Here is an 11,719-nt window from a genome sequence, read left to right as displayed (position 1 = left end):
CGGTTCCTGGGTGAGACCGCCGATCGGTGGGACGGGAGTGATTCGGTGACCGTCCGCCCACTCTTCCGGCTCGTCGCCCGTCCGTCGACTTCGATGCTGGACATCTGCTCGGGAGCCCCGTGACCACCTATGTAGCCGCAATGCTGCTGGGCCTCGGCCCAGGCGCGGTGTACGCGGCGCTCGGACTTGGGCTCGTGCTCACCTTCCGCGCCTCCGGCGTCATCAACATCGCGCATGGCGCCTTCGCCATGTACGCCACTTATCAGTATGCCGAGCTGCGCGAGGTCGGCGACCTTGTCCTGCCCGTCGTCGGGTTGCCGCCGCGAATTCATCTCACCGACACCCCCACGTTCGGGTTGGCATTGTCGGTTTCTCTCGTGATGGCCGCCCTGCTGGCATTGGCGTCCTATCTGCTGGTCTTCCGGCCGTTGCGGCGGGCGCAGCCGATGATGACCGTCGTCGCCGCCGTCGGCCTGACGATCGCGTTGCAGGCCGTCGCCGTCGTCCAGTTCGGCTCGGACAACCGTTTCCTCGACCCGGTGCTGCCCCAGTCCCCGCTGCACCTGCTCGGCGTCACCGTGCCGAGCGACCGGCTGCTGCTGGCCGGCCTCGTCGTCGTGGCCGCCGCCGGCCTGTGGGCGATGTCGCGCTGGACCATGTTCGGCCTCGCGACCCGGGCCGTCGCCGACGACGAGGAGACCACCGCGCTGCTCGGCCGTCGGCCGGGCTGGATCGCGGCGGCGAACTGGATGCTGGCGGCGGTGCTCGCCGCGCTGGCCGGCATCCTGGTCGCCCCGATCAGCGCGTTGAACCCGACGAGCTACTCGCTGTTCGTCGTACCCGCGCTCGCCGCGGCCCTACTCGGCGGGCTGTCCTCGTTCGGTCTGACCGTCGCCGGAGCGTTCGGCCTCGGCGTCGCGCAGGGGTTCCTGCTGCCGCTGCAGCAGGATGTCGGCTGGCTGAACCAGCCGGGGCTGCGGGCGCTGCTGCCGATGATCCTCGTCCTCGCCGTGGCGGGCCGGCGCGGCACGCTGATCCCGGGCCGGGCGGCGGGCGCGGTCGTGTCGGCGCCGCTGCCGGTGGTCGAGCCGCCGCGACGCCCGCTCGGCGGGCTCCTGCTCGGCGTGCCCGTCGGGGTGGTGGCGCTGTTTCTGCTGACCGGTTCCTGGCGCCTGGGGCTCGAACGTAGCCTTGCCGGCGCCGTGGTGTGCCTGTCGTTCGTGGTGCTGACGGGATACGTCGGCCAGCTCTCGCTGGCGCAGATGTCGCTGGCCGGCGTCGCCGGTTTCCTGCTGGCCCGGCTGGAGGGCGAGCTCGGCGTGCCCTTCCCGGTCGCCCCGGTGATCGCCACGTTCGCGGCCGCGGTCGCCGGGCTGTTCCTCGGGGTGGTGTCGCGCCGCCTGCGCGGCGTGGACCTGGCACTGATCACGCTGGTTGCCGGGGTCGCGATCCAGGAGGCGGTGTTCGGAAATCCGCTGGTCACCGGCGGGCTGGCCGGGTCGTCCGTGCCCAATCCGAAGATCTTCGGTCTGGATCTCGGGCTGTCCGGGGCCGGCTTCCCCCGGGTGCAGTTCGGCCTGCTGGCGCTGGCCGTGCTCGCCGCCTGCGGCTATGGTGTGGCCCGCCTGCGCACCGCGGACCTGGGCCGGCGGATGCTCGCGGTGCGGGCCAACGAGCGGTCGGCGGCCGCGGCCGGGATCGACGTGCGCCGGACGAAGGTGCTGGCGTTCACGCTGTCCGCGGCGCTCGCCGGCCTCGGCGGCTGCCTCATCGGGTACGGCCAGGGCCGGCTGTCCTTCGACTCGTTCGGGGTCACGGCCTCGCTGTTCTTTCTTGCGATTGCGGCCGTCGGCGGGGTGACCAGCGTCGGCGGGGCGCTGGTCGGCGGCCTGCTCGTCCCGGGCGGGCTGGCGTTCACGGTGCTGGACCGCGTCGCCGGACTCGGCGAATACCAGCAGGTACTGTGCGGTCTCGCGGTGGTGGTGCTGGCCGTCCTGCGGCCGGCCGGGCTCGTCTACCGGTCTGGTCGCGCCGGCCGGCCGGTCGGCCCCGGCCAGCCGCGGCGCACCGGCCGGCTCGGCAGGAACGTGTGGCTCGGCAGGAACGTCAACCCCGGCGGTGTGCCGTGACCGCGCTGCTGTCCGTCGACATGCTCGCCGCCGGGCAGGGCGGTACCCGCATCGTCGAGGATGTCTCCTTCACCCTGGAGGCGGGCAGCGTCACTGGCCTCATCGGGCCGAACGGTGCCGGCAAGACGACGCTGATCGACGCGCTCACCGGCTTCGCGACGATCTTCGCCGGCAGCGTGAACCTGGACGGTGCCGCGCTGGCGGAGCTGCCGGCGCACGAGCGGCAGCGGCTCGGGCTCGCCCGTACCTTCCAGGCCCTGGAGCTGTTCGACAGCCTGGCGGTGGCGGAGAACCTCGCCGTGGTGGCGCGCCCGGAGGCCGGGTCGGCGGACGCCGGTCGGCTGGGGCTCGCGGCGATCGCCGACCGCCTGCCCGCGACGCTCAGCCACGACGAGCGGGCCGCCGTGGCCCTCGGCCGCGCCCTCGTCGGCGGGCCGAAGGTACTGCTGCTCGACGAGCCGGCCGCGGGGCTCGACCCCGCGGACCGGCGCGAGCTCGCCGCGCGCATCCGTCGCATCGCCGGCCGCGGCGTCGCCGTCCTGCTCGTCGATCACGACGTCCAGCTCGTCTTCGACGTCTGCGACCGGGTGCTCGTGCTGGACGGGGGGCGGATCGTCGCCCGCGGGCTCCCCGCGCAGGTGCGGGCGGATCCGGCCGTCCGCGCGGCCTACCTGGGCGGCTCCGACGGCTCCGAGCCCGCCTCGCCCCCGGCGCCGGCTGCCTCGGCCACCGCGACCTCCTTGGCCGCCTCGTCGACACCAGAAGTAACGACGACCGGAGCGACGCCGCCGGCGGCGGGAGCCGAGCTGCTCGTGTTCGAGCGGGTGAGCAGCGGTTACAACGAGGGGCCGGTACTACGGGAGGTCTCGCTGAGCGTCCGTGCCGGCGAGATCGTGGCGCTGCTGGGGGCGAACGGAGCCGGCAAGACGACCCTGATCCGCACGGCCGCCGGCCTGTTGCCGGCGAGTGCCGGCCGGGTCGGCGTGTTCGGCGAGTGGTTCCGGCGTCCCGCGCCGAGCACGCTCGCCCGGCGGGGGCTGGCCGTCGTCCCGCAGGGGCGCGGGGCGCTGGGCCGGCTGACCGTCCGGGAGAATCTGCGCCTGGCAGCCGGCCGCAGCCACCGGGGCGAGATCGAGCGGGTCCTGGGCTGGTTCCCGGAGCTGGGCGGCCTGCTCGACCGGGCGGCCGGTGAGCTGTCCGGTGGCGAGCGCCAGCGGCTCGCGCTGGCCGTCGCCCTCGTGCGCCGGCCGCGGTTGCTGCTGGTGGACGAGCTGTCGTTCGGCCTGGCGCCCGGCGTCGCGCCACGGCTGCTCGAGCTGCTGCGCGCAATCGCGGCCGAGACGTCCACCGGCGTGCTGCTCGTCGAGCAGTTCGCCACCCTCGCGCTGCGGGTGGCCGACCGCGGCTACGTGCTCGACCGCGGTCGGGTCGCGCTGACCGCGCCCGCCGCGGAGCTCGCCGCCCGCCCCGACCTCATCGAGGCGACCTACCTCGGCGAATCCTCCGCCGTGCCCCTCGCCCCGCCGCCGGCGTCCGGCCTTGGAACAAGTTCCTCCTGAACAGCACGGCGGTCCCGGCCCGTCGCGACGGTTGATAGAAGTGTCCGTGGAACCGTCGTAATTCCTGCCATCATGTCTGTATTACGCCTTTTGGGGGTTGGGGTGGGGGCGGGAACCCGGTGGTCGACGGCTCGGCGGGTCTGAGGAATCGGTGAGCATGGACGCACCGGAGGGGCGCGAACCGGCCGGTACGCCGCTGGTGGTTTCCGACCCGCGGCAGGTTGGGGCCTACGTGCTGCTGCGCCGGCTCGGCCATGGCGGGATGGGTGTGGTCTATCTCGGGCGGAGCCCGCGGGGACGTCTCGTTGCGGTCAAGGTGATCCGTCCGGAGGTCGCGCGGGACCCCGAGTTCCGGGCCCGGTTCCGCCGCTAGGCCGCCAACGCCCGCCGTGTCCGCGGGTTCTGCACCGCCGAGGTCCCTCGACGCCGATCCCACCGGCGAACCCGCCTACCTCGTGACCGACTATGTTCCCGGCCCTACCTTGACGGCCACGGTCAAAGACCGGGGGCCGCTGCCACGCGCCGAACTGGAACAGGTGGCGGTCAATGTCGCGACAGCGTTGTCGGTCATCCACCGCGCCGGGGTCATCCATCGCGACCTCAAACCATCCAACGTGCTGCTCTCACCAACCGGCGCCCGGGTCATCGACTTCGGTATCGCCCGCGCTCTGGACGCCACCAGCGCCCTCAGCCACGACCTGACACGCCTCGGCACACCCGCATTCATGGCCCCCGAACAGGTTCAGGGCATCGAACCCACCTCCGCCATCGACGTCTTCGCGTGGGGCGGCGTGATCATCTATGCGGCCACCGGCCGCCTCCCGTTCGGCGACACCTCGCCGGCACTGCTGCCGTATCGCATCCTCAATGAACAGCCCCACCTCGACGGACTGCCCCACCTCGACGGACTGCCCCACCTCGACGGACTGCCCCACCCGCTGCGGAACATCGTGGCCGCGGCCATGAGCAAGAACCCCGCCGAAAGACCCAGCGCGGCCCATCTCTACACCCTCCTGGTCGACCACCCTTCGCCCGCCACGCCCCACGAGCCAGGCCCGACCACTCGGACCCAGCCACGGGGCATCACCGCGGCCGCCGCCTCGACAGATGCGACCAACCTGCTGCCACAGCCGCTGGCCACAGTTCCCACCGACCTGACCGGGACGAACGAGGAAACGGGTTCATCGGTCCGCCGCCGTACCACCGGCCCCGCCAGGGACCTGGGCTTGTCGCGGCGATCGCTCTCTTCGCTGTCGTCGTCATGCCTACGGCCACCATCCACCACTTTTTCCCTGGCGACGACGAGCCAGGTTCCGACGACCTGCCCGCCGCCTCCCGGAAGCTCGCCGCGCAGGCCGTCAAGGCTGACGACGAAAATCTCGCTGTCCGACTCGCCGTAACCGCGTACGGACTCGCCCCCACCCCGCAAGCCCGCGCGGCCCTGCTTGACGTCGGCTGGTCACTGACCGAGCTGGCCAAGATCAGCGGCCACACCAACACGGTCTACGGCGTGGCGTTCAGCCCGGACGGCAAAACCCTGGCGACCACCAGCAAAGATAACTTCGTCCGGCTGTGGGATGTTGCCGACCCCCACCATCCTCACCTCCTGTTCGAGCAGCCCTCGCACGACTCCACCGCCGCCCTCCTGGTGGCGTTCGGCCCCGATGGTAAGACCCTCGCCACCACCAGCTATGACCGCATCGCATGGCTGTGGGACCTTGATCCCGCCAATCTGGCACGCCGCGCCTGCACCACCCCGACCAACCGCATCACCCCGGACGAATGGCGCCACTACCTACGGAACGTCCCCTACCGAGCACCCTGTTGACCAGGACGTGCATGACCGCGTTCCTGCCCATGCCGCCGGGTCCGCTGACGGCGAGGAAGCCGCTGGTCACGGGGGGTCGGCACGCCCGGCCTCGGCCGGTGCACCGCCGTCCGGTCCCGCTGCGCGCGGTGGTGCGGGAAATCGGACCGATGGACGCAATCGAGTGACGGCCGAGAGCCGGGTCGGTTATGGTGAACATGCGCGAATTGATCGCGGGAGCTCCACCTAGGGGCTGAGAGGGTGGCTGGGGCCGCCGACCGCAGAACCTGTCCGGGTAATGCCGGCGTAGGGAGTTCATATGGTGTCGCCAGTCGACCGTCATTCATCACCCGCTTCCTCCCAGGATTTTTCTGGTATGGAAGACGCGGATTCACGTCCGGAATCCGCGGCCTTCCCCGTAACTATTCCGGGCGTCATTCCGGCCGTCTCGACCGGGCCGCTCGCGGGCAGTCGCAAGACCTGGCTCGTCGGCGCGGACCCGCAGCTGCGGGTGCCGATGCGGGAGGTGGTGCTCACCACCGGGGACAGTGTCGTGCTCTACGACACCTCCGGCCCGTACACCGATCCGGCGGCGGACATCGACGTGCGCCGGGGCCTGCCGCCGCTGCGGGGGCAGTGGATCGCCGCCCGCGGTGACACCGCCCCTGCCGGCGGGGGCGGCGCGCTGCGGGGCCGGCCCGACGGGGGAGCCGTCACCCAGCTCGCCTACGCGCGCCGCGGGGAGATCACCCGGGAGATGGAGTTCGTCGCTCTGCGCGAGGGGTTGCCAGTCGAGACTGTGCGGGCCGAGATCGCCGCCGGGCGTGCCGTCCTGCCGGCGAACGTGAACCATCCCGAGTCCGAGCCGATGGTGATCGGCCGTTCCTTCCTGGTGAAGATCAACGCGAACCTCGGCAACTCGGCCGTCACCTCCTCGATCGAGGAGGAGGTCGAGAAGATGGTCTGGGCCACCCGGTGGGGCGCCGACACCGTCATGGACCTGTCCACCGGCGCGGACATCCACCGAACCCGCGAGTGGATCCTGCGCAACGCCCCGGTCCCGGTCGGCACGGTGCCGATCTACGAGGCGCTGGAGCAGGTCGGCGGCCGGCCCGAGGCGCTGACCTGGGAGGTCTACCGGGACGCCGTCATCCGCCAGTGCGAGCAGGGGGTGGACTACATGACGGTCCACGCCGGGGTGCTGCTGCGCTACGTGCCCCTGACCGCGCGGCGCCGCACGGGGATCGTCTCGCGCGGCGGTTCGATCCTGGCTGCCTGGTGCCTCGCCCACCACGAGGAGAACTTCCTCTACACCCACTTCGCCGAGCTGTGCGAGATCCTCGCCGCCTACGACGTGACGTTCTCGCTCGGCGACGGCCTGCGGCCCGGCTCGATCTCCGACGCCAACGACGACGCCCAGCTCGCCGAGCTTGCCACCCTGGGCGAGCTGACCCGCGTCGCATGGGAGCACGACGTCCAGGTGATGGTGGAGGGCCCCGGCCACGTCCCGCTGCACCGGGTCGAGGAGAACGTCCGGCTGCAGCGGGAGATCTGCCACGACGCGCCGTTCTACACACTCGGGCCGCTCACCACCGACGTCGCGCCCGGCTACGACCACATCACCTCGGCGATCGGTGCCGCGGTGATCGGCTGGCACGGCACCGCGATGCTCTGCTACGTCACCCCGAAGGAACACCTCGGTCTGCCCGACCGCGACGACGTCAAGGCCGGCGTCATCGCCTACAAGATCGCGGCCCACGCGGCGGACCTCGCCAAGGGGCATCCCGGCGCCCGGGCGTGGGACGACGCGCTGTCGGACGCCAGGTTCGAGTTCCGCTGGGCCGACCAGTTCCACCTGGCGATGGACCCGGACACCGCCCGGTCCTACCACGACGAGACCCTGCCGGCCCCCGCCGCGAAGTCGGCCCATTTCTGCTCGATGTGCGGACCGCACTTCTGCTCGATGAAGATCTCCCATCAGGTGCGGGCGCGGGCGGCCGAGGACGGCGCGGATCCGGCCACCGGCGGGCCCACCGGCACGTCCGCGGCCGGCGCGCCCGTCGACGGCGGCTCGACGGACGAGGTGATCGCCGCGGGTCTGCGGGTCAAGGCCGCGGAGTTCGCCGCCGCCGGCCACCGGATCCACCTGCCGATCGCCCGGCCCTGAGCCCGACGCGCGCCTGCCCCGACCGCTCGCCGCGGCGGCGGCCGGGGCCGGCGCGCACTCACCCGCCGGGCCACGGGCGGCGGCGGAGAAGGCCGTCACCGTGCCGGGCGGACGGGGCCGCGCGGCCACCCGCCCGCCGCCGTGGCGGTTCCGCCGAGAGCGCCGCCGACGGGGATGTCGCCGGTGGAGGTGCCGCCGACGGGGATGTCGCCGGTAGAGGTGAGGTGCCTGACGAGGAAGGCGTCGACGGCCGTGGCGACGGCGTCGACCTCCTCCTCCAGGGCGAAGTGGCCGGTGTCGAGCAGCACGATTTCGGCGTCCGGCACGTCCGCGCGGTACGCCCTGGCAGCGGCGGCGGGGAAGATCGGGTCGTTGGCTCCCCAGACGGCCAGCAGGCCGGGGGCGCGCCGGCGCAGCCAGCTCTGGAACTCTCCGTAGCGGTCGAGGTTGTGCCGGTAGTCCCACAGCAGGTCCTGCATGTACCGCGCCCGGCCTGGCAGGTCGAGGATCGCCTGGTCGGCGAGGTACTGGCTCGGATCGACGTGCGCGGGGTCGCGGGCGCCGGCGAGCCACTGCGCGCGGGTGCCTGCCAGGCTGACGAGATCGTCGGCGGCCGCCTGCGCGCCCTGCCGGTCCGCCCACCACGCGGCCAGCGCGGCCGCGCCGGGGCCGAAGCCCTCCCGGTAGGCGTTGGCGTTCTGCACGACGACGGCGCGGACGCGTCGGTCGTGGGCCAGCGAGACCCGGAATCCGACGGGCGCGCCGAAGTCGAACAGGTACAGGCCGTACCGGTCGACGCCGAGGGCGTCGATGACGCCCCCGGTGACCTCGGCGAGCCTGTCAAAGGTGGGGCTGGTCGGCAGCGGGTCGGACAGCCCGAACCCCGGATAGTCGGGGGCGACGACGTGCCACCCGCCGGCGAGGCGGTCGATCAGCCGGACGTACTGCCGGCTGCTCGAAGGGAAGCCGTGCAGCAGGACCAGGGTCGGGCGCGCCGGGTCGCCGGCCTCTCGGACGAAGACGCCCGTCCCGTCGACGTGGACGGTGCGGTGATGGATCTCGGACATCACGGAGCTCGCTCTCGGGTTGCGGGTGCCATGCCGGGCACGGAGCCAACTAGTAACCCCTAAAAGATGTTTTTAATAGTTACCCTAACCTCGAGGTAACCTGTCAAGTGGCATCAAGATGGTTACCCCGCGGGTGCGGGTGCGGCTGGTGGGCAGAGGGGGACGCAATGAATGTGGCGGCGGTGGTCGGGCTGGGTGACCATCCGGCTCTGGACTTCGTCAACACCCTCGTCAGCTCGGCAGACGGACCGCTCGAGCTGATCGTCGACGGCCCCGGCTACCTGCGCTGGCTCGCGGCCGCCGGGCTCGTGGCCGACGCCGAGCCGGCAGAGCTGGCCGCCCGCTTCCCGCCGGCGCGGCTCGATGCCATTGCCCACGCCGCCGTCGAGCTGCGGGAGTGGCTGCGCCCGTTGATCGCGCGCTGGGTCCGGGGGGACGCCGCCGTCCCCGAGGGTCACGCTCTGACCCGGCTGAACGTGCTGCTGGCCGCGGACAGCCGCTTTGGCGAGCTCGTCCGCGACGGTGTGGGCCTGCGGGTCGTCGACCGGCAGCGCTGGGCATCCGCTGATGAGCTGCTCGTGCCGCCGGCCCGGGCCGCCGCCGATCTTTTCGCCCATGGTGACCGGGCGCTGGTCCGACCCTGCGCCGGGCCTACCTGCACACTGTGGTTCTACGACCGCACGCGGGGCCGCCAGCGCCGCTGGTGCAGCATGGCGCTCTGCGGCAACCGGGCGAAGGCCCGCGCGCACCGTGCCCGCGCCGCCGGCGGCTGAGCGGCGACGTCCGCGCCGTACGTCAGGGTCCGTCGCCGTACGTCAGGGTCCGTCGCCGTACGTCAGGATCGTCGTCAGGGTCGCGGGCGGCCACCGGGAAAGGGCGGCGGTTCGCTCGGCCGGTACCTGCCCTGGACCGCCCGGTCGATCCCCTCGACGAAGGTGCTCTGCGCCGTGTCGCCGTCCAGGTCGACGAGGTCGATGTAGCTGATGCCCCGCAGCAGCCCCTCCGGGCGGCACACGGCGACCCGCACCGGGATCAGGCGCCGCTTCATCCCGGTCGGGTCCGCCGACCATGCCGCCTGCCACTCGGCCTGCACCTTCGTCGAGGTCAGGTAGTTCTCGGAGAGGATCACGAGGGTCCGCCGCGAGCGGGACACGGCCTCGTCGAGGCGGCCCACCAGGTGGTCCCCGGCGACGACGTCCCACGTATCGAGGTGCGCCTGGTAACCCTGCCGTTCCAGCAGCCAGGCGCACCATTCACCCCAGCCGCTGTCCTCCTTCGCGGCGGAGACGAGGAAGTCCCACCCGGCCGCGGGGCGCGGCTCCTCGGTGATGATCGACGCCACCGGCGGCGGACCCGGCCGCTGATCCGCCGCGGGCACCCGCCCGTCGCCGGCCGGTCCCGCGGCCGGCGTCGCCGCCTGGACCCAGGCGGGGCCGGCGAGGCCGGGGACGTCCGTCTCGACCCGGCGGAACGAGCCGGGATCCAGATCGTGCAGCCGTCGGTCGACGGTCGTCGCGAACAGGGTTGCCGAGATGATGACGGCCATCTCCGCGGTGGGGAACTCGCCGAGCAGGCGGCTGAGGGCGGGCGTGTCGACGAGGCGCGACGCCGCCTGGGCGGCGCCACCGCGGACGCCGGCGCCCTCGTCGGCGACGACCTGCCCCTGGTGCAGCGCGACCCGCAGCCGGACCCGACCCTTCTCGCCTCGCATGCTGTTGTAGGTGTGCAGCGTGTGCCGCAGCTCCCGCATGAGATCCGCGACCACGAGCTCCGCCGGCACGTCGTCGCGGACCGCGCCGAGCAGCCCATCCCCCCGGTCCTGGACGCTCACCGCGTCCGCCGGCAGGTCGCAGCCGCGCGCGGCCAGGCCCAGGAGCTGGCGCAGGCCGTCCCGCCAGACCACCGGCACCCCCACCCCCACCGGGCCGAACCGCACCGGATCGATGGCGAACAGGACGCGGCCGACCGGCGCGCGCACGCCGCCGAAATCCGCCCCGGCCGGGCCCGCCGTCGGCGCCGCCCCGCCGGCCGGGGGGCCCGCGCCCGCCGCCGACCGGGCGGGCGCGGCGACCGCGGCGAAGACCCTGTTGGCGGGGAAGAGCTCCGCCGCCGCGGTCAGGATGCGGACCCGGCCGTCCGCCAATACCCCCAGGTACAGCTGGTTGTTGACCTCATCCCAGAACTCCAGCGCGTTCTGCGCCGTCCAGGACGGCTGCTTCCAGCGCTCCAGACCGGCCCGTTCGAGCACCGCCATGGCGCTGCGTGGCAGATGGAAGGCCCGCGCGAGCATCCGGACTTCCTCGTCGGTCAGCCGCTCCGTCACCGCTCCCCCGAACCGTCCCGCCGCACCGGCATCCAGGCCCAGCGAGCGCCGCGCCGCCGCCGTCCGCGCCGGGTTCCGCGACCCCCGCCGGACGTTCCTCGCTGATCTTACGTCGCGGTCGACTCGGGGGCCGATAGCGTGCATTTACTGGCACAATCAGTCACGTGTCCGGGGGGAATGCAACGTCGCGCGTGGACCGGCCGGCCGGTGACCGACCGCATCGTTGGGACTTCGTGCTCTCTTATGCCCGTGCCGATTCGGCGTGGGCCGAGTGGATTGCCTGGCACCTGGAGGAGGCCGGGTACAACCTTCTCGCGTCGTGGAACTTCGCCAGCGGCGACGGTTGGAACCGCGCGTTCCGGGAGAGCCTGCGGGAGGGCCGCGAGGTCGTCGTGCTGCTTTCCCGGGCTTACCTACGCTCCCTACACGGACAGGATGAATGGCAGGCCACCGGGAACATGGCCACCGGCGGCCGGCGCCTGGTGTTCCGCCTCGACGACTGCGGCGGTCCGGAGATCCCGGCCTCGCCCGACACCCTCGACCTGTTCGGGCTGCCGGAGGACGCCGCCCGCGAGGGGGTGCTGCGCCTCGCCGGGCGGGCCGGCCCGGCCGCTGCAGCCGCCGGTGCCCCGACGGCCTCGACCGGCGCAGACGGGGGCGCAGACGG

General features: G+C 72.9%; 10 protein-coding genes and 1 riboswitch. Of the genes, 8 read left to right on the top strand and 2 right to left on the bottom strand.

What is annotated here, in order from left to right; genetic code table 11:
• The first annotated feature begins 119 nt into the window (after positions 1 to 119).
• From FRAQA3DRAFT_RS19555 to thiC, 6 genes are all read left to right on the top strand, one after another.
• Complete coding sequence (locus tag FRAQA3DRAFT_RS19555) at positions 120 to 2,129, top strand: ABC transporter permease (protein ID WP_009740781.1); 2,010 nt, start codon at positions 120 to 122, stop codon at positions 2,127 to 2,129.
• The gene (locus FRAQA3DRAFT_RS19550; protein ID WP_009740780.1) at positions 2,126 to 3,688 is read left to right on the top strand and encodes an ATP-binding cassette domain-containing protein; all 1,563 of its coding nucleotides are present in this window, start codon (positions 2,126 to 2,128) and stop codon (positions 3,686 to 3,688) included. Before FRAQA3DRAFT_RS19555 ends, FRAQA3DRAFT_RS19550 begins: the two co-directional genes overlap by 4 nt.
• Positions 3,689 to 3,845: 157 nt before the next feature.
• Positions 3,846 to 4,061, top strand: coding sequence for a hypothetical protein (locus tag FRAQA3DRAFT_RS38850; protein ID WP_051054409.1), 216 nt, complete (start codon positions 3,846 to 3,848; stop codon positions 4,059 to 4,061).
• Between the two features lie 16 nt (positions 4,062 to 4,077).
• Positions 4,078 to 5,088, top strand: coding sequence for a serine/threonine-protein kinase (locus FRAQA3DRAFT_RS38845; protein ID WP_051054407.1), 1,011 nt, complete (start codon positions 4,078 to 4,080; stop codon positions 5,086 to 5,088).
• A gap of 110 nt (positions 5,089 to 5,198) precedes the next feature.
• A complete protein-coding gene (locus tag FRAQA3DRAFT_RS36175; protein ID WP_035921203.1) occupies positions 5,199 to 5,516 on the top strand; it encodes a WD40 repeat domain-containing protein in 318 nt (105 codons plus the stop codon).
• Positions 5,517 to 5,718: 202 nt separating this feature from the next.
• A riboswitch (TPP riboswitch) is annotated at positions 5,719 to 5,825 on the top strand.
• 46 nt (positions 5,826 to 5,871) lie between these two features.
• The gene (thiC, locus tag FRAQA3DRAFT_RS19535; RefSeq protein WP_009740777.1) at positions 5,872 to 7,662 is read left to right on the top strand and encodes a phosphomethylpyrimidine synthase ThiC; all 1,791 of its coding nucleotides are present in this window, start codon (positions 5,872 to 5,874) and stop codon (positions 7,660 to 7,662) included.
• A 95-nt stretch (positions 7,663 to 7,757) separates the two neighbouring features.
• On the opposite strand, the gene FRAQA3DRAFT_RS19530 is transcribed toward thiC, so the two are convergent.
• Positions 7,758 to 8,729, bottom strand: a complete 972-nt coding sequence (locus tag FRAQA3DRAFT_RS19530) for an alpha/beta fold hydrolase (protein WP_009740776.1) — start codon at positions 8,727 to 8,729, stop codon at positions 7,758 to 7,760.
• A 167-nt stretch (positions 8,730 to 8,896) separates the two neighbouring features.
• Here FRAQA3DRAFT_RS19530 and FRAQA3DRAFT_RS19525 point away from each other — a divergent pair, with 167 nt between their 5' ends.
• Complete coding sequence (locus tag FRAQA3DRAFT_RS19525; RefSeq protein ID WP_009740775.1) at positions 8,897 to 9,502, top strand: CGNR zinc finger domain-containing protein; 606 nt, start codon at positions 8,897 to 8,899, stop codon at positions 9,500 to 9,502.
• A gap of 74 nt (positions 9,503 to 9,576) precedes the next feature.
• Here FRAQA3DRAFT_RS19525 and FRAQA3DRAFT_RS19520 read toward each other — a convergent pair whose 3' ends face one another.
• Positions 9,577 to 11,052: a toll/interleukin-1 receptor domain-containing protein gene (locus FRAQA3DRAFT_RS19520; RefSeq protein ID WP_009740774.1), complete on the bottom strand. Its 1,476-nt coding sequence runs from the start codon at positions 11,050 to 11,052 to the stop codon at positions 9,577 to 9,579.
• A 233-nt stretch (positions 11,053 to 11,285) separates the two neighbouring features.
• Between FRAQA3DRAFT_RS19520 and FRAQA3DRAFT_RS19515 the strand changes: the two genes are divergently transcribed.
• A partial coding sequence (locus FRAQA3DRAFT_RS19515; RefSeq protein ID WP_009740773.1) for a toll/interleukin-1 receptor domain-containing protein occupies positions 11,286 to 11,719 on the top strand: 434 nt, incomplete at its 3' end.

The organism is Frankia sp. QA3, assembly GCF_000262465.1.
Taxonomy (GTDB): Bacteria; Actinomycetota; Actinomycetes; order Frankiales; family Frankiaceae; genus Frankia.
This window is presented reverse-complemented; position numbering and strand designations above follow the sequence as displayed.